Here is a 19134-nt window from a genome sequence, read left to right as displayed (position 1 = left end):
ATATTTTTATATATCTGTAATTTCTGCAAATCTTACTTCTGGAAGTGGATCATTCTTTGCCATTTCCAATATTCTTTTTAGCTCTATATCATTATTTTGTTCTTTATTTAAAATATCTCTAGCCAATCTAACGCAAGCAGCACGAACAAGTGAAATACTTACAGATTCTTGATTATATGGCGGAATCCTCTCGTAACTCGTACTATCAAAAATAACAGGAAGAATTTCACTTAGCGATTCAATATCTTCGTTTGAAAGATATTCTTTTTTATACATTTGATTAGCCGTCCAAAGAAGTGCTGCTAATCCTTGTTTTTGATTTGAACCAATTATATAAATCAATCGCTTAATTAATTTGTTTATAACTGGTGAATCTTGGAGCTCCCTCCAAGTAAGAAGAGCATAAGAGGTATATGCTAATTTATTAGATTCTGTAGATTGAAAACCTTTCTTTATAGAACCTTCAACTCTACCGACAAACATTTCATCTGATGCAGCAAAATATGGATACGCCATCAGAATTTCCGGTTTATCAAGTGCTATATGCATATCACACAACTTCTGGAAATTTTCTTCAGTTAATGCTTCTTTTGATAATGCAGGAACAATAGAACGCGCTAATACTTCACTAATTAATTCAGCCGTTTTAGAATTTATATTTTTAGAAAACCCTATTTCGTTATTATCTTTTTGAGGCAATCTCCAAGAAGTTAATTTTTCAAAATAATCAAGAGCTCGTTCTTCACTTGGCAATTCCTTAACATTTTTTCCAAGTGCTGCATTAGCAACATCCATTAAAAAACCCAATTTAAACAAGTTTTCTTCTTTCTGTTCAAATAAGTATTCTCTAACCAATGCTTTTACAGACAAAGAATCCATGTTTGGCAATTCAAGTAGAACGTAATTAAGCAATCCAGTTTCAGGTATATTTTTATAATCAGGATTATCCCCCCATATATTTAATGCAATTTGTCTGCATTCTTTTTCGGTAAGGAATTTACTCTTTATTAATGGTAATAATCTTAATAATGCTGGAGCATTTTTAGAAGAGTTTCTTTCTATAGTATCTATAATTTCATTAATACGTTTATCAATAAAAATATTTTGCTTACGCTCCCCCGGATTATCTATAACAGGATTAGCCCACTTACCATATTCATTTTTTTGAATTTCTGTTTCAAGTGGATAAGATAATGCATCAAGCAACACCTCATGTTGTTCAGCGTCAGGAATACTTTTAAGAGAAAATTCAATTAAGTCTTTAATTGAATCAAATAGCCATAAATGTTGAAGTTTATTATTCTGCCCTAAAGATACTGCTAAGCGAAATATTTGTTTAGCTTGTTCAGATGTTGCTCTTACAGAAATTCTAGCTAAAACTTCAATAAAAACACGTAAGCGATCAATTGCATAGTTTGTAATACCGCTTATACTCGCTTGAGTCTCTCGCTTTTTAGACCAATATTCAATTGAAGATATAGTTTTTTCTATTAAAAAATTAGCCTCATCCTGAGATAAACACGCAATTTTAATTCTAGAAAATACTCTTTTTAAGACATTAGATGTCTCACTACTGGCGGCTCTAATAGCAAGAGAGAAACGTTGGGTATTATCAATTTCAGTTAATTCGGCAATTTTTGCAGCTGAATCGACAAGAAAATTTGTATGCTGCCAACGTAATGGTAGTCCAACAGTATTAGATATACCTTCTAGTAGAAGTAGCGGGTGTAATTCATTACTCCAAGTTACAGTATTGGAGTTATCTTTGTAATGCCCTGGTTCAAATAAAGGCTCAATCTCTTGTTCTTGTTGCTTTGCTAATTTTTTGGTAATTTTTTCCTGCATGTGTTCTATGTAATCCCAAGGATCACATTTAGATTCTTTATAATCAAAAGAGAAAATTCTAATTTTCTCTTCCAGTTCACTCAAGTTAACACCTCTAGCTAACCAGTATGCCCAAGCTAGACGAGAGAGCAAATAAATAGAACCATGATTGTTTCTATACTGCTTAAGTAAATCACTATATGCTCCACTTATTAAGTGTTTACCTTCTTCAAAATTTCCAAGCTCTGCAAATAAAGAAGCCTTTTTTAACTTCCAAATAGGATCATTAGTGGTAATTTCTTCTGCATATTTCTCTAAAGCAGGATAATCAAATGAATCACGAGCTAAAATAGCGGAATAATAGGACAATTCATTACCAATCTCCGCCCAATATTTTTTTCCTTTTTCCAATATATGTCTTGTTATTAGAATAATATCTTTACTTTCTGACTGTTCCATCCAACGTGTATTTTTCAATAAAAGAAGCGCAATATCTAATTGCTGTTTCTTTGTTAAACAACAAGGTTTATCAAGATCACATACTGTTAGCAGTTCATTTACCAACCAATTTGGAAGAATTTCAAAAGTTACTTTATGGTGCCAAGCTATTTCATACAGCAGCTTAGCTCTTGAATCTTTATTCATTCTTGACAAATTATCAGGATTAGGCCAAGGATCTGTTAACTGCATATGCAAGGTAAATCTCAATCGATTTGGACATACCAACCACTCTGGGTAAGACAATCTATCTTTTTCTAAAGAAACTAATTGTCCTTCAAGAAGATGAGCTGCATGCTCATGATCTTGATAACGCCTATTTAATTCTTCTTCTGTCATTTCCGTTCGATGTAGCTGATTTGGCTCCCATTCCCATTTATTCTTAGGCTTTAATTTTTGCAAGGTCTGAAGAAATATTTCTGTGGCCTTAAAATGACGCATATCTGCATCATCATAATCTTTAACCAAACTATACAAATCTATTGGTGCAATATTGAGCGACTCTAAATATTTCCGTTTTGAAGAATTTAATCCTAAAGCTCCAACGAGATAAATCCGTCTAGAATGACTAGTTAAATGATCTCTAACCCAACCAGCCCACTGTAAGAAATTTGGGTCATCCCCAGAGAAACCCATTAGACATAGTTCATTTTCAATAAATACTTGCCGAGCAAAGTTCACAAATGCTGCATATTGTTGCGGATATGTACGGTAATCTTCCTGAGTAAAAATCAAATCTTTAGTTACATCAATAGTGCCATGCAATTTCACGATACGAGGTGATCTTGCACTTGAAAGATCTTCCTGTTTTGAAACAATACTATATACAGGCTGATGAATTTCTTCTGAAGCACGTTCAAGCAAAGTATCCCAGTTTGTAGTCAAAACCTCTGACCATGGTAATTCTAATAAGGATTTATGTAGTTCCCTCGGTATCCAGGCTGAATCATTAATTTCCTTCTTGATTAAATCATGTAATGCTTGTTTCCCGAAATATGCATTGTATTCTTCAGCTAGTCGTAATGGATCTGAGCTATTTGAATTCAATTCTTTAGTTAATAGTTCAGAAAAATTAAACCAAAGCGGAAGCTTTTTATTGCTATCTCCTGTTGTCGCAGCACTTCTACTAAAACCTGCACCTATCATAATAGCTGCACCATGATAAGAGCTATTTTGTTGCCAAAGAGCAGAAGCAAGTTTTTTTAATTTTGTATAGTCATCAAGTTGTGTAATGTCTTTAGCCATTCTAAATTCCTATGTAATTATCTTCTCAATTAATCAAAATAATTTTCCTTAAAACACCAAACTCTCCCCTTTCAAAAACACCGTATCCTCCCAAGAAAGCCCGGCCACCTCATCATATAAATCCAGCCCAATCAGCGATAAAACTGTTTGCCGAAGTTTTTCTCGTTAATCGGTTCGATACGCCCTGCTTTATACAAAGTGGCAAGGGCTTTTTCGGGGATTTGGACGGTGTAGGGTTGCAGTTTGCGTAAGAATCCACCGATATGGTCGGCATGGTGCAGGCTGCTAATGAGGTTTTCGGCCTCACCATCGAACGGAATAATCAGCGGCTGCATATGGCTTTCGATCATGCGGAATTTGTCGGCGATGGTTTGGAATGGGAAGCGGCGGCACAGGCAAAGTTTTGGGTAGCTTGATTTCTTGCAGCCATACGCTATCGAGTTCCGGAATATCTTTACCGAATTGCAACGCCAAACGTTGTTTCAAGGTGTTGCGGTTATCACCCTCGCCCGCACCGTTTGCCAAACCGGCATGATGCCCCGCAATGCAAAACGCCATGAGCTTGCCGATAGCAATGCTGCCCCAACACTCAAAAGCGATTTTTGCCCCGGCGGTAGAATGGTCGACAGGCTTACTCCCGCCATTTAATCTATCCTGAAATTCAAGCGAGTATTCTCCTAAATCGTGTAGTTGCCCGGTGTGATAAGCAATGTCTTGCGCGTCGAAAACTTAGGCAAAATTTGCAGCCGAATTGCTGACATTTTGGGCGTGGGATTGAAGGGTTTGCCAGTGTTCGTAAGGCAAAAGGTTGCAGAATTGGCCTTGGGCGGAATGAGCATAATAAACCTTCATCTAAACTCCTTATTTTTACAATTAAATTTTGATATTCTAAGAGACCTTTGCAAAATTCCTTTCCCTCCCGACAGTCGAAACCCCAACACAGGTTTTCGGCTGTTTTCGCCCCTAATTGCGCCTAATTTTACACAAATACCTCCTTAATCCTCCCCGGACGCCCCATAATCAGGCATCCGGGCCGCCTTTTAGGCGGCAACAGGCACACTTAGCCTGTTAGCCGCTTTCAACAGGTTCAAACACATCGCCTTCAGATGGCTTTGGGCACTCACTTTAATCAGCCCGAAATAGGCTGCCCGGGCATAGCGGAATTTACGGTGCAGCGTACCAAAGCTCTGTTCGACCACATAACGGGTCTTCGACAAATATCGGTTGCGTTTGGTTTGCACTTCCGTCAGCGGACGGTTGCGGTGGGCTTTGCGCATAATGCCGTTCAGCAACTGATGGTCTTTCAGATGTTGCCGGTTTTCCGCACTGTCGCAGCCTTTATCGGCATAGACGGTCGTATCTTTGGCTATACCTTCCAACAAAGGCGACAGGTGTTTGCACTCATGGGTATTGGCGGGGGTAATGTGCAGTTTCTCGATATAGCCTTCTTCATCGGTGCGGGTATGTTGTTTGTAGCCGAGTTTGTAAAAGATAGGGTGTATTTAGCCATAAAAAATCTGCTCCTTAATTAGTTGGATTAGAGTCCAACTTTTGGGGAGCTGATCATAATCCATATAATCATCTATCTGTTTCATCAATTCGTCCACCGTCAATTCTCCTGCGTTATAGAAACACTCCGTCTTCAACACCGCAAAGAAACTCTCCATCGGTGCATTGTCCCAACAATTCGCCTTTCGCGACATGCTTTGAACCATGGAATGTTGGGCAAGCAATTCCCTATACCCCGCCGTACGGTACAGCACGCCTTGGTCAGAATGAAGCATTGTTCCTTTATCAGTCAGCCGGGGTGCGGCTTTTTCGAGCATTTCCTTCACCATTTCACTGTCGGCTCTGCGGCTCATGGCGTAGGCGACGATCTCGCGGTTGAACAAGTCCAAGATCGGCGAGAGGTACAGTTTGCCGTCCTTTCCTTTGAGTTCGGTCACGTCTGTCAGCCATTTTTCGTTGGGCTTTTTGGCTGTGAACCGACGTTTGAGGAGGTGTTCCGATATTTCGCCCATGGCGGGATGGCGGTAGGCTTTTTTCGCCCGTATGAGGGCTTTCAGTCCTAGCTGTCTTATCAACCGCGCCACTTTTTTGCGGTTCCAACCCAATGCTGCGGCAATGCGCCTTTGCCCGTATCGTCCTTTATGCCGCCGGTAGGTTTCGACGAGGAGGGCTTTGTCGGCTTCATCGGGGTCGGGTCGGTCTTGGTGGTGGTAGTAAAAGCTGCTTTTGGGCAGGTTTGCGATGTGTAGCAGGTATTTGAGCGGGTGTTGCGCCCTCAGTGTTTGGACGGTTTGGCTTTGTTCTTTTCGGTCCGCTTTTTGCTGAGGGCTTTTAACTCCTTTAGGTAGGCAACCTTTGCGCGCATATAGCACAACTCTTCGATAAGCTCCGCCTGTGTTTTTTCGTGGTCGGGTTTGTCGGCGATGAAGGGGTTTTTGCGGTGGTCGGTCATGGTTTTGGATTGGGGATGTTCGAGTGCGCCGACGCCGCCTTCTTGATAGGCGCGTATCCATCGTCGCAGGTGGGTTCGGGAGATGCCGTAGTGGTCTGCGGTACGCTGTTGGCTGCGTATATGCAGGTAGTAGAGTACGGCTTGGTATTTGAAGTGTAATGTATATTTGCTCATAAAAAAACTGCACCTTGTGAGTTGGAGGGGATGTGTCCAACTTTTGGGGTGCAGTTCAGACTCTGAATGCTGACATCGTTGCTCCTTTTGCTTTTTCAAACAATTGCGTTTCTTTCTGAGCTTGGTCTTTAGCAACCAGTATGCCAAATAATTCAAAATTCCATAACATTCTGATATTGCACGTATTTCAAATCAGGTTGATGCATTTTAAACCTCAGTTTAAAGTTTTCGTTTTGTCTGACTTAAAAACTTGATTTCATCCACTGATAACCAGCGATCATCTATATCAGTGCCATGTCTGATATTCCTCTGGGGGTATTGCGTTTTGCTATAACCTCAATAGAGACAGGCAATGAATGATTTAAATATAAAATTACCCATTTTAATTTATCTTAAAAATAACCAGATGTCAAATATTTTTGGCTATGTTCTGACAATAGGTTGATAAATTCATCCCAATTTGACAAGATCCATTATAACAATTTGAGTTGTAAGGAATTTATTCATGTTGGCCATCACGAGAGAATTGGACATTCTGGAACAGTTGTTCCAAAATCTTACGGACAGCGATAAGCAGCAGTTTTTAGCCTCTGTTTCCCAAAAAATCGAAATAAAGAAAGTAGTCGAGCCGAAGAAAATCACCTGCTGTCCGCACTGCCAATCTGCACACTTTGTCAAAAACGGCAAAAAATGCGGCAACCAGATGTATCTGTGCCGCAATCCGGACTGCCGGAAATCGTTTGTAGAACAAACCGGCACCATCCTCTACAACACACAGAAAGATATAGAAGTCTGGGAAAAATATATTCACTGTATGGTAGAAAAATACCCGTTGCGAAAGAGTGCTCGGATTTGCGGTATCTCCCTGCAAACCGCTTTCTACTGGCGACATAAAGTTCTCGGTGCCTTACAGAATATGATGGCTGAAGTGGAATTGGACGGCATTGTAGAAGCCGACGAGACCTATTCCACCATTTCCTATAAAGGACATCACCGGGATTTTAAACTGCCGCGTCCTGCACACAGACGGGGAACACCGGCAGGGAAGCGTGGCTTATCCAAAGAACAGGTGTGTGTTCCCTGTGGCATCAATTTGGACGGAAAGTCTGTTGCCAAAATCAGCAATTTGGGCAAACCGTCTTTGAAAGACCTGCAAAAGGTGTTGTCCGATAAAGTTGCCGCTGGTTCCGTGTTTGTCACCGATTCCTTAAGACCATATCAAAAATTATCGCTGGATATGAATTTGAGCCATATCCGTATCCCGAGAGGACGGCGTTCCGTCGGTGCCTTCAATATCCAAACTGTCAACAGCTACCACAGCCGTCTGAAAAACCTGATTGTCCACCGTTTCAAAGGTGTGGCAACCAAGTATCTGAACAATTATTTGGTCTATCACAACTTCGTGAATTTTGCCAAAGACACACCGGCGAATAAGGAAGCGGTATTGCTGAACTTTATCCGCAATACACCATATACAATTAAATCAGCAGATGTGTCTAAACGACCCGCTGTTCCAGTTTGAAAGAACTTCTCATGATGAAGTCTATCCTCGCCGTATTCGGAAATCGTATGCGTAAACCCAGAATCACCCATTTGGATGTTTGGGCAAACGATGAAAGAATCGGTACTCTGGAAAAGGGGGCCATGTATCGGTTCACATACGACAATTCCAATTCTTCGTTGCTGGGCCTGCATCATCAAGACAGAAGCAAGGTATATATCAGCAACAACATGCCGCATATCTTTGTACAGTATTTTCCGGAAGGCTTTTTGGCTGCACACATCACAAGCAAATATGCTTTTCATGATGCGCCTTTTGAAGACAATGAGATGCTGCGCTTGGCAATTCTGGGCAGAGAGGCTTTGGGTCGGATACATGTGCGCTGTAATGACTCGCTTTTTAATGAATGGATTGACGGGTTGGAGATGAAAAATCCAAGAATATTGACTGAACGAGATTTGCTGGGCATAAATGCCCGACAGGTTTTTCAGCAATATATGGCAGAAATCTTCCATCACGGCCGTTTCGTCAGCGTATCCGGGATACAGCAGAAGATGTCCTTAGATGCCATCAGCAGAAATACCAAGCAAACTGACTCATACATTGCCAAGGGATTTGATCCGTCAGAATACCCGTGTTTGGCTGCAAATGAATTTTTATGTATGCAAACAATCAAACAAGCAGGTATTCCAGTTGCACAAACCAGCTTGTCGGAAGATTCATCCGTGTTGTTGGTACGTCGGTTTGATGTCGGCGAACAGGGTTATTTTTTAGGGATGGAAGACTTTACCAGTCTGCGCCAGTATTCGGTAGAAGATAAATATAAAGGCAGTTATGCGGCTATTGCACAGATTATTCGTCAGATATCTGGTAGACCCGATGAAGATTTAATCCATTTCTTTAACCAGCTTGCCGCCAGTTGCATATTGAAAAACGGGGATGCATACCTCAAAAATTTTTCAGTACTCTATCATGACGAATACGATGTACGTCTTGCACCTGCCTATGATGTATTGGATACATCAATATACGGAGTTGGAACACAAGGAACTTTTGATGCTTATGACGATATGCTGGCATTGAACCTAACTGACCTCGGTAAGAAAACATACCCTTCCAAGAATACATTGTTGGATTTTGCTGAGAAATATTGCGATTTGGGAAGAGAAGATGCATCCTTTATGATAGATACAATCGTTCAAGCTAAAGAACAGGTTCTTGTTAAATACTCGGATGTATTGCGCGATAACGGATGGCTGGCCCAACAATGGCATTTTATCCCGGATGAAAATGAAGAAGGTCTACCGTTTACATTCCGGTAGCTGCCGGGTCTGAACCGGCTGTCAGAGATGGCCGGTCGACTTTCACCCTGAAAATCACTTCATCTTATGGTGTTTGAAACCGAGAAATTAGAAGAATCGTATTCGGTAGGAGATATACTGGGAAGATTGGAAAACTGGTAAATCACTCTATTGATTGAGTTGGCGGCCTATATGTTTAATGTAGGCAAACGAGAAGGAATCATGTATTTCATGATTCCTTCTTAAATTTCTGTGTCAATCTAATATCAAAACACAGCCATCTCTTACCATAATCATGATAGGTATTTTATTATGAAAAGCTATATCTATAGTTACCGTTGATTTGACTATGCCGTTTTAAAACGTATAGCCTACCTGAAAACCGCTTGCCCATTTCCTTGATTGGAAAAATTCGGGCTTTTTCAATGCACGGCCGGTAAATATATCGTAATGCAGGTTGCCGCCAAGCTTTATCTGCCCGCGTATCCCAATTGCTGTGCCGGCTAAAGTTTGGCCCAATAACCATTTGGCGGATTGTCCTGAAACATGTCCTACATCAGCCCCAAGATAAAGCTGATGGCCTGGTTTAAATTGCCAGCTCAAATCGTTGCGCCAATACCATCCCCGCTCGGCAGACAAACTCATCTCACCGTCGAAGCCACGCACGGTGTGGTGTCCGCCGATAGCCAGTTTGTCTTGCGATGTTAGCGGGGTTTTGTTCCATTGTGCATGAACGGATGTGTCATAGGCAAATAGCTGTTTACCGATTTGAAAAGGAGTATTTACATCAGCCGACGCCGTCCAAATTTTCATACGTGACGTGCCTTCGCCAAAGGCTTCTTCAGGCGCGCGCAGAGCATCACTCATACCCGTCCCACGTTTATAAGCAATCTTAAATTGAGCCGTACTGTTGCCAATGTATTCTTTATGGCTTAACTCGGCTAACCAACCTGCCGTTCTACGGCGTTGCACTGTAATCTCCGCATCGTCAATATAGCTTTGTGTTCCGCGTGTCCATAATTTCGCACCAACATGTGTTTTGCGTTTGGCATCGCGGTAGATTAGGCGGTTGAAACCTAAATCGGTGTTGTAACTTTTACCGTTGTAATCATACGCTGCACTTAATCCTGCTACGGCTTGATGATAGCGGTAGCCGCTGTGATTGAATGCCCATGTCCATTTGCCAAACGGCACAGAGTAATGCAGCGCATAATTGTGTGTACCACCTTTTTTCAGGCTGCCTGAACTGTCTGTTTCATCGGGAACATTACCAATGGAACGTCCATAGTTCACATAAAACAAATCGCTTAATCCCAATGGATTATCCGCCGAGAAAGTAACATTGCCTTGATATTTACCTGTTGCCTTGGTACCCGAATCATCCATCCCCACACTCAAACGATAAGGCACCAATCTTTGCTGTCATTTCACCAGTACCGTACTTTGATTGGGTACCCCCTCCACAGGCACAATTTGAATATCTGCTTCCACTGTTGGAATACGCTTTAAATTCTCCAAACCCTGTTCCAAATCGCGCAAATTCAAGATGCCGTCTGAACGCGTGGGAAATTCATTTTGAAACGCCGCAATGCGTCCAGCATGGGTTTGATTCGCTTGCGACATATCCATTTCAACGTTTTTAAGATAACCTGCCAACACCGTTAAAACCAGCTTACCGCTGTTTAAATCCTGTGGCGCAGCCAAAATGCGCGTGGTGGTGTAACCCCGTCCAATCAAAATATTTTGCGCAACCGTCATAATGTGATTGATGTCGCCTGCATTCAAACACTTGCCAGCCTGAAAACCCGTTTCGCGCAAGGCACGTTTTAGGGCAAACTGAAACCGAGCATGGTGTTCGCCTTCCAACACCACTTCGTTAATGGCAAAACACGGTTGGCTGCTGTCATCGCCCATCAACTGATTAACCGTTTCCCCCGTGTTTTTTTGATGCAAACGCACATCGCTTTCAGGCTGCATGGTTTGGCGCAACTGCTCTTCGCGTTGGCGTTGCTGAATATCTTGCTGCATACGGATTTCGGCAGGGTTGGGGGAGGCCAACAAAGTAGCAGGAGCGATGATACCTGCCAATAAGCAGCACCAAGACAAAAAGCGAATATTAGGCAAATAGGATAAAGGAAGTTTCATGGCATGGTCGCAAAATCAATAAAATCATCAATGGGCATTCAATACACGATTGCATCAAGTTTTAAAAGTTAAAATTCTCAAACCCTTATCGCTCCCTTTATGATACAAGGCGCGTAGTGTCCTACTAGGAAATAACTGGCGCACAGCTGAGCGCATTTGATGACTGTGTCCCAATGGCGCAAACCATTGAATCAACCAAATATTGTCGCCACAGTTCCAATCGCTGTTGTCGCGCAAATGGCGGTCAGATTCTAAATAATGCGCCTGCGCCACTTCATCAAAATAAGCCCATGAGATATAACCGATTGGTTGGGTACCCTTGCAAAACAAAGCGAACTGCCCGTTTTTTAACACAGGCAATATATACGTCATCATCTCCACAATAGGTACTTGGCGATGCGTAGGCGACTGATACCATAGCCAAGTGATGGCACCGAGTGCTTCGCTTTCGTTCCATTGTTCATTGAGGTAGAGTTTAGGGGAGATGATGTTTAAGGGTGGAGTGATGGGCATATTTTAAGTTAGGGTTGGTGTTGGTTAAAACAAAAAATGGTTTCAGCCTGAAATGAAATATCTCACGTTAAAACATAGCTTTAGCATACGAGACTGAATTGTGGGGCAATAAGCAACGACCCTACCATTCAACAATTCTCGTTAATTGCACAGGTTACGCTGGTTATTGCACAAACAAATGACCATACTGCTTATCTTTGCGAACATCGTATCTGCCATCATAGTAAGTACATTGTCCAGAAATATGTTGCCCAATGTCACTATCTTGAACTTGGCTTGTTGATTGATAGTTAAATTTACTTCCTATTGCCGATAACACAACTTTATAGTTATTTGATCGACAATTATGAACTGATTTCACCCAGCGTGGATTGAGTTCGGAACAATTCCAGTTTGCACAACTGCCCCAAAAAGGGCAAGCTGTTAGCATTGTTGAGCAGAATGATATTAGCATTAAATTAGAAAGGGTTTTCTTCATATTTTTCTCCATTTGGTTTGTTGGGGACTACTAACTTGGGAACTGCATGATTGATATATTTTTCATTATTACCCATTTTAGGAACTCCCCACTTTTTCGTATAATCTTCCCAAGCTTCCGTTAAAACAGATTCGCCATTTTTCTCAATAATATCCCCATTCTTATCCCTTTGGTACTGTTCAGGCACTTCTGCAAAATAACTGCTATGCGGATAACAAAATATCCTACAAGCTCCTTTTGTTGTCTCATTATTTCCTAACAAGAAAAATGGCGGTATCCACATTGTCGATCTATTACCAATAAGATCCTTGTTATGCACAATCGAATAGGCTCCGCTGTTATAAGTTTTGCCGTCTGCACCCGTATAGGTATAGCCGTTTTTCTGTAAAACATCGGCGTAATCATTCTTCACATTTGTGGCTGTACCATAGAAACGTGCTTTTCTGATTGGGGCAATGCCATTTTGTTTTTGATTGTTTACCCAATCTTTTAAGGAAACGCTTGCTGTAATTCCCCCACGACTGTGATTACTGGTATCAACCGACCAGCCGTTACCCATTTTTTGAACCTCTCGATAAATATCTTGATTCAGTTTTTCTGAATTGGTTTTGGGTAAATAGCCTTGGAACACTTTATTATTTAATTGGTCGTAACCGACATACATCAGTTCAGAAACAAGACTTGAACCGAGCCATAAAAAATCTTTTATTGCGTTATTAGAATCAGATTTATATTTCCCTGTTGGAGGATTCATAACTGCAATAACACCACTACCGTTTGTACTATTACGATTTTGTTTTGCTGCGTTGCTTAATGAATCTTCTCGATTATTGAAAATACCAGGATTAGACACAGTAATAACTTTGCCATTTGTGTCTTGAATGCTTGCCAGTTCTTCCTTGCTTAAATCATTCAATGACCAAATTTGTCTGGTATCAAAGGATACTTTACCTGTTTTTTCATCTATTATCTTCTTATGGAACCACATTTCTTTAGGTGCAGTTGCAGACCTTACCGCTCTATCGGCTTGGGTTGTGGCAAACATACTCCAAGCCATATCAGAACTCCCTGCTCCCCAAACGAGTCCTAATCCCGCATCAAGCCAACGAATTTTTTCATCTAATTCATTAGCTTCCTTATTTAATGCTCTAGATTTATCATTGTCATATCCACCATTTTTGAGTCTCTCTTTTGTGGCTTGCGCTCGTTTGCTATCTACTACTGCATAAAGTTCTTGTTTCACTCCTTGTCTAGTTTTATCAAACTCTTGGGTTACTTCCCTTTGTAAATCCAGTTCACTTTGCACTCTATCTTTGTCAAATACGTTTTTCAGACGGCCTGTGTGTTGATCGGCGGTGTCTGTTGTTGTGTTGGTATATATGTCGGCTTTGCTTTCCTCCGCTGTTTTGCCTGTCAGCCGGATTTGTGCGGCTTCGTCTGTGATTTGAATGTTGCGGGTGTTGATGCCGCTTTTCGTGATGCTGCTTTGGCTGTCGCTGTCGCTGCCATAACCCACTGATGAACTTGCGCCGTTTTTATCGGCTACGCTTGTCAGGTGTTTGTTTTGAGGTTTATTTTGTGCTCCCTGTCCCAGTGTTTTGCCGCTTATGGACGCACTTGCGCCCAATCCAAAACTTTCGCCTTTGTATTGGCTGTGGTTTTGAATGTCGCTGGCAGTAAGGGTGGCCGTCTGAAAGCGGTTTTTACCCTTGTCTTCTGCGCTTTGGCTGCTGGTGATGATGCCGCCTTTGAGGTCTGTATGGTTTCCGACCTTGATTTGATAACCGTCTTCACCCGCAAATATGCCGCTTTGTTCATTCACAGACGCATAATCGGCGTTGATTTTGCTTTGGCTGTAATCGCCACCGGCACTGAAGCCGTAACCTACGGTCACTTGTGCACCGGCGTTTTGTTGTTTGCTTTGATAAGTTTCTCTATCTTGTACGCTTTGAATACTTAAGTTTTTGGCATTGGCTTGTGCGCCTTTGCCGCGTACTTGCGCGCCTTTGATGGTAGTGTCGACACCACTTTGGATAAGGGTTTGGCTGCCTTTGTCGCCGATATGGCTATGGCGGTGGGTGATGCTGCCGCCATTGCCGTGGCCTTTGCCGACATTGCCGCCTGCGGTAACGCCTAATGACCAGCCTCCTTGTCCGAATGATACGGCAGCACCTGCGTTCCAGCCTGCCGATTTGTTTTGGCTGCGTTCGGTATTGCTTTGCTCGGCTGATTGGAGTGTGATGTCGTTATCGGCAATCAGGATTGTGCCTGCTTTGCCGGCAACATCTGAGCCTGCGATGTTGATATTGGATTGTTCTGCTGCGCCTGTGGCGATTAATGTGGTTTTGCCGCCTGCTTGAATTTGACTCGCTTGGGCTTGGCTTGCTTGAACTTGGGTGGTTTGTCGGTTTTGCTGTTCGCCGTAGGTTATGGAGATGCTGACTTGTTTGGCATTGGTTGTACCTTTGGCTAAGTTTTGTGCACTCTTACCTGTTTGATAGGCTTGCCAGCCTGCATTGGCAGCCGCCATGGCATTGACACGGTCGTTTTTGCTTTGTCCGACTTGTTTGCTGCTTTGTGCTACGGCAATCGCTTGTTGTGCCAAATCGGTAACGGGCGAACTGAATGCCACCGTTAGGCCTTTTTGTTCATAGGTTTGGGTGGTATTACTGTTTAATTTGTTGTGTGCCGCTTGAATGTCTATGCTTTGGGCATGGATGGTATTGTTGCCTTCCGGGCTGGAAACGGTACTGCCGATTTGTTCGTAGTGTTTGCCTGCAACAATGGTGGTATCGCCTTTCAGGCTGCCTACGGTACTGCCTGTATGTTCGTTGCTTTGGGATTGGTTTTCTTGTGTGTTTGTCTTGCTGCCAATAGTGAAGCCGATACCTGCGCTCATCAATCCTGATTTCTGGGTTTGATGATAGGTTTCGCTTTGGCTTTGAGTTTGGGTTGTACCAATGCGAACATGATTGCCTGCTTGAATCCGGGTGCCATTATCGGAAATAACATTGCTGCCAAGGATGTTGGCATCGTTTCCTGCCTGCAATACAACCTGCCTGCCTTCAAAGGTGCTGCTTTGGGCGGTTTCGTGATGGCTCTGGGCTTTGTCGGTAATAATCAATTTATTACCGCCGCCGCTTCTGCCTGTGTGTTTGGAAGCATCATCAACATAGGTCGTGTTGATGCCTGTGCTGATGTTGATGTCATTTTTGGCAGACACAGCGAGTGTGCCTTTTGCGCTGCCGACTTCGGCAGCTTTGGCATTGAGGTTATTGCCTGCTAACAGGGTAACATCGCCTTTTGTTTGAATGCTGCTGCCGACTTCGTTCGTTGAACCTCGGATGGTATGGTTATCGGCATCAAAATGGGTTGCTTGATGTTTGCCGGTTTGTACCGTATCCAGGTTAATGTCGCGCCCTGCCTGCAGCCGGGTTTGCCCTTGCTCTGATTGATTGCTGATTTGACCGGCAATGATGTTGATGTCTTTGCCTGCCTGCGCTGCTAAAACACCTTTTTCTTTGCCTGTGATATAAATACCTGCCATTCGGTCTAGGTAGGTGCTGCTGCCTTGTGTATTTTGACTGCCGGCGGTGGTGCTTTGGCTGTTGATGTTGTTGCCTGCGTTGAGCAATAATGTCTGTTCGGCAGAAAGCATGCCGCCAATATTATTGATGTCTTGTGTGGCCGTAACCGCTGATTTTTGCGCATGAATACGCCCACCGATATTGTCTAGCGTATCGGTATTGATAATAAGCGCATTGCGCCCTGCAATCGTGCCTGAGTTTTTCAGGCTGCCTGAAACATTGATTTGTGTATTGCTGCCTGACAACAATGCACCTTTACCGTCTATGTCGCCATTCTTAACGCGTACATAAACCTGTGGCACCAATACGGTTTGTGTGCCGCCATCAGAAAGTTTAACTTCTTTTTGTACCAACCAAACAATATCGCCGGTCAGTTGCGCTACTTGCTCGGCACTTAATGCAATGCCAACGCTGAGATTCATGGAGCGTGCCGCAGTCGCGCCATTATCCATCAAGGCTTTAAATTGTTCTTCGTCGTTTTGATAACCGTCTAAACGACGATGCCCTGTCAGCTCTGCGATTTGTTCATTGATTAAACGTTGCTCGTAATAACCATCACCCAAACGTTTATGTAAATTGTTTGGGTCTAGTTTGAGGCTGTCCAGCATATAGTCACTACCCAACCATTGACGGTAGTTGGCAAAGCGTGGATCGGTTTCAACAAGATAGCCTTTATTGGCAGGATTGATAATGTATAAACTGCTGCCGGGTAATGGGGTAAAAGAATTGGACGTATAGGGTAGCGAAATACCGTTGCTTTGCGGCAACTCAGTGCCTTGGCTGGGCGCATGATGGCTTAATGCTTTGCTATGCGATTCATAGGCAAATGAACCCAGTGAAATGTTGCGTGTGATTTCCTCCGGCAAAGTGTAATTTTGTTCGCTATGTCCCGTTGAGTCTCGTCCTTTATGTTTCTCACGCCAATAGCTGTGTAATTTGCCATTTTCACTGAATACTTTCTTTTCGCCAAAGGTTTGCTCGTTATGCAAACCGTCTTTTTCTGTTTGCACAAGCAAATCGCCGCCGGCGATGATTCGGCTGTCGGTATTAAATACTTCTTTACCATCAATGGTTAAATCATTACCTGAAATGATTTTGGCTGGCGCAGTTTGGGTAACTTGGGTTTTTTGGGTGACTTTTTCATAATCGTATTTATGCCAATTTTCATGCGCCACTCCATCAGGGGTGCGTAAGTGGTCTGATTCATCGTTATAGACAGACCAGCCTAATTCATGTTGCGTGCCTTCCCGCAATAATTCGTGTCGTCCAAATGCTTCGTAATCAACAATATGCTCGCGCCCTGTTTCCACCAACTGCGTTTGCAAGTGTTCATTGGTATTGAGCAGCTTTTCTACGCCTAAACGCATTTTGCCGGCGGCTTCAATGGTTGCGCCGGCATTGCGTATGCTTTGGGCTTTGCCTGTGGCTTGGCCATTGGTATCTAATGCGCCGCCAACCGCCATATCGTTACCGCTGTAAATCAGACTGTTTTCACGGTTGTTTAATTGTCCGATGCCTAAATTCAGGTTTTCGCGTGCCGCAATGGAGGCACCTGTACCGTTTTCATCTTGATTGTCTAAGCGGGTAGCCGCAATAGCGATATTGTCGCCATAAATCCGACCTGTCCCGATATTATTCACTTGCCCGGCTTGGATTTTGGTTTGTTGTCCGTCAATCAAGCCTCTATTGGTTAAATTGTGCTGCGTGCCAATATCTGTCGTACCGCCGGATTGAATGTTGCCTTGTGCTGCATTATCAAGGTTATTTGCTTTAATCCGAATGCGTTTTCCTGCTTGCAAGGTATGTGAATTTTTCAGGCTGCCTCGTGTACTGAGCGACAATTCATTGCCCGCGACGATCTTGCGTCCTACATAAAAATCATCTTGTAACGCAATATCCAGTTTATTATCAGCGGCAAGTGTGCCGTTGTTGGATAACGATTTTGCCTGAATAGCAACATCATGACCTGATTGTATCGTGCCGTTCGTATTATCAATGGCAGCGGTAGATTGCCGACCATCGTGAATAATCAGTTGTTGATTGGTAATTATTTCTCCATTTTGGTTGTTCAGGCTGCCTGAAACGGCTAGATCCGCTGTTCCTGCCGACAATAATTTGCCAGTGTTTTGAATCGATTGACTGTGAATTTGAGTGCCTTGTTGCGATACCGCCGTACCGCTGTTTTCAAAGGCTTGACTGCGGATATTGACTTTGTGTTCCGCTGTATTATTCATATCTTGCACATTGGCGGCAGCCATCGTGCCACTATTGACCAAACGGCCATTTGCATCAATCGCCACATTACCGGCAGAAGCAAACAACTGCCCTTGATTACGAATGCCTGCTTGTTCGGCCGTACTGATCAAGGTGATTTTGTTGGCATACATACCTCCTAATTTGCCTGTATCAATCGCAAATAAAGGGATATGTGTGCCGTTGTTGGCTGTATTGTTTGACGTATTGGCAGCAGCATTATTGAGAATAGGCGAATGTGCATCACCTGTTGCGGCCACATCGTTTTGTCCCGCGACGACACGAACATCTTGTCCCCATACGGGTGCATCAATTTTGGAATGATAACTGAGAATACGTGTGTAATCGGTATCTCGTGCATCCAAACCTTGTCCCGTGATCGCAACATGACCCGAACGAACCTGAAAGCCTGTTAATGCGCCTGTTTGATATTGCGGTTGGCCTGTCGTCAAAGTGGCACGGGAAGCATTGATAAAACCACCACCATTGACTGCAATCCCTGCCGGATTGGCAATAACGACTTCTGCACGTCGTCCGCCCACTTCAATATAGCCATTCAGTTGTGAAGAATGGCTGCTGTTGATTTGGTTTACAACCACACGTGCTTCGCCCCTTGCCAACCAAGGATTGCCTTGAATCCAACCGCCTAGCTGTGTTTGGGTGTTGCTGCGGCTGTTGTTTAAAATCGCCCCGCGATTACCCACATCAAACTGTGTATATTGATTAACAGAAACCCCTGCCGAAGTAGGGGTTTGAATATTGACTTGCGGTATGCCGTTACCTGTTTGCAGAATCGTGGCTTGTTGGGTTTTAGGAGCAGCTTTATCAGCAATAATGCCATCAGCAAAAGCAATATCGGCCGTACCTACAGCCAAACATAAAGAAAAGCCTAATGCAGAAAAGCAAAAGGCTTTGGAATGGGTAGGCGTGAAAGAAACAGATGGAACATGAACGCCGCCCGAACCACTATCGGCATAGCTTTTACCTTCGCGCTTGATGGTTTCAGCAACAGCTACCACAGCCCCGCGTTTGCGGTTGAAAATCACACGATAGAGGGTTTTATTCATGATTTCAGTTATTTGATTTTTATAGAGTTATTAGAAAAAATTGGGTAATCTAGCCATTCTATATCAAGGATTTTGGCGAGTCAATTA

10 protein-coding genes and 3 pseudogenes are annotated in these 19134 nt (G+C 43.0%); 2 read left to right on the top strand and 11 right to left on the bottom strand.

Translation table 11 applies throughout. The features are described 5' to 3' along the window. Nucleotides 1-6: 6 nt before the first annotated feature. The 7 genes and pseudogenes from FGL10_RS01215 to FGL10_RS01195 form a co-directional block, all read right to left on the bottom strand. Nucleotides 7-3567, bottom strand: coding sequence for an SIR2 family NAD-dependent protein deacylase (locus FGL10_RS01215; protein ID WP_036474990.1), 3561 nt, complete (start codon nucleotides 3565-3567; stop codon nucleotides 7-9). Nucleotides 3568-3615: 48 nt separating this feature from the next. Beyond that, a pseudogene (locus tag FGL10_RS12990) lies at nucleotides 3616-3950 on the bottom strand (CRISPR-associated helicase/endonuclease Cas3); the annotation flags it as partial. Continuing rightward, on the bottom strand, nucleotides 3871-4278 hold the full coding sequence (locus FGL10_RS12985) for a CRISPR-associated endonuclease Cas3'' (protein WP_415087386.1): 408 nt from the start codon (nucleotides 4276-4278) through the stop codon (nucleotides 3871-3873). The pseudogene FGL10_RS12990 and the gene FGL10_RS12985, both read right to left, overlap by 80 nt. 18 nt (nucleotides 4279-4296) lie before the next feature. Continuing rightward, nucleotides 4297-4419, bottom strand: coding sequence for a hypothetical protein (locus FGL10_RS12980; RefSeq protein WP_003710898.1), 123 nt, complete (start codon nucleotides 4417-4419; stop codon nucleotides 4297-4299). Between the two features lie 188 nt (nucleotides 4420-4607). Continuing rightward, a pseudogene (locus FGL10_RS01205) lies at nucleotides 4608-5054 on the bottom strand (transposase); the annotation flags it as partial. 15 nt (nucleotides 5055-5069) lie between these two features. After that, entirely contained in the window at nucleotides 5070-5948 is an 879-nt protein-coding gene (locus tag FGL10_RS01200) for an IS3 family transposase (protein ID WP_080718803.1), read from the bottom strand. Beyond that, nucleotides 5852-6202 carry a helix-turn-helix domain-containing protein gene (locus FGL10_RS01195; protein WP_003711431.1) on the bottom strand — a complete coding sequence of 117 codons (351 nt, stop codon included), beginning with the start codon at nucleotides 6200-6202 and terminating at the stop codon, nucleotides 5852-5854. The genes FGL10_RS01200 and FGL10_RS01195 overlap by 97 nt, the downstream gene beginning before the upstream one ends. Nucleotides 6203-6707: 505 nt before the next feature. Here FGL10_RS01195 and FGL10_RS01185 point away from each other — a divergent pair. Further along, complete coding sequence (locus tag FGL10_RS01185) at nucleotides 6708-7724, top strand: IS1595 family transposase (protein WP_003711434.1); 1017 nt, start codon at nucleotides 6708-6710, stop codon at nucleotides 7722-7724. An 11-nt stretch (nucleotides 7725-7735) separates the two neighbouring features. Next, on the top strand, nucleotides 7736-9025 hold the full coding sequence (locus FGL10_RS01180; RefSeq protein WP_036470677.1) for a type II toxin-antitoxin system HipA family toxin: 1290 nt from the start codon (nucleotides 7736-7738) through the stop codon (nucleotides 9023-9025). A gap of 336 nt (nucleotides 9026-9361) precedes the next feature. Here the strand turns inward: FGL10_RS01180 and FGL10_RS12890 are convergent. The 4 genes and pseudogenes from FGL10_RS12890 to FGL10_RS01155 form a co-directional block, all read right to left on the bottom strand. Beyond that, nucleotides 9362-11149: pseudogene (locus FGL10_RS12890) on the bottom strand (ShlB/FhaC/HecB family hemolysin secretion/activation protein). Nucleotides 11150-11203: 54 nt separating this feature from the next. Beyond that, nucleotides 11204-11662: a protein-lysine palmitoyltransferase gene (locus FGL10_RS01165; protein WP_003711517.1), complete on the bottom strand. Its 459-nt coding sequence runs from the start codon at nucleotides 11660-11662 to the stop codon at nucleotides 11204-11206. Between the two features lie 163 nt (nucleotides 11663-11825). Beyond that, nucleotides 11826-12140, bottom strand: a complete 315-nt coding sequence (locus FGL10_RS01160) for a hypothetical protein (RefSeq protein ID WP_003712152.1) — start codon at nucleotides 12138-12140, stop codon at nucleotides 11826-11828. Then, nucleotides 12121-19047, bottom strand: a complete 6927-nt coding sequence (locus FGL10_RS01155) for a two-partner secretion domain-containing protein (protein ID WP_036474987.1) — start codon at nucleotides 19045-19047, stop codon at nucleotides 12121-12123. Before FGL10_RS01155 ends, FGL10_RS01160 begins: the two co-directional genes overlap by 20 nt. Nucleotides 19048-19134 lie beyond the last annotated feature (87 nt).

Source organism: Neisseria lactamica (assembly GCF_901482445.1).
GTDB lineage: Bacteria > Pseudomonadota > Gammaproteobacteria > Burkholderiales > Neisseriaceae > Neisseria > Neisseria lactamica.
The sequence above is the reverse complement of the archived record's forward strand: the minus strand, read 5'-3'. Positions and strand labels throughout refer to the sequence as shown.

Bases quoted from the DNA above. Each gene is read 5' to 3' on its own strand.
- FGL10_RS01160 (WP_003712152.1), bottom strand. From the start codon at position 12,140: ATGAAGAAAACCCTTTCTAATTTAATGCTAATATCATTCTGCTCAACA.
- FGL10_RS01165 (WP_003711517.1), bottom strand. From the start codon at position 11,662: ATGCCCATCACTCCACCCTTAAACATCATCTCCCCTAAACTCTACCTC.
- FGL10_RS01195 (WP_003711431.1), bottom strand. From the start codon at position 6,202: ATGAGCAAATATACATTACACTTCAAATACCAAGCCGTACTCTACTAC.
- FGL10_RS01215 (WP_036474990.1), bottom strand. From the start codon at position 3,567: ATGGCTAAAGACATTACACAACTTGATGACTATACAAAATTAAAAAAA.
- FGL10_RS01180 (WP_036470677.1), top strand. From the start codon at position 7,736: ATGATGAAGTCTATCCTCGCCGTATTCGGAAATCGTATGCGTAAACCC.
- FGL10_RS01185 (WP_003711434.1), top strand. From the start codon at position 6,708: ATGTTGGCCATCACGAGAGAATTGGACATTCTGGAACAGTTGTTCCAA.
- FGL10_RS01155 (WP_036474987.1), bottom strand. From the start codon at position 19,047: ATGAATAAAACCCTCTATCGTGTGATTTTCAACCGCAAACGCGGGGCT.
- FGL10_RS12980 (WP_003710898.1), bottom strand. From the start codon at position 4,419: ATGAAGGTTTATTATGCTCATTCCGCCCAAGGCCAATTCTGCAACCTT.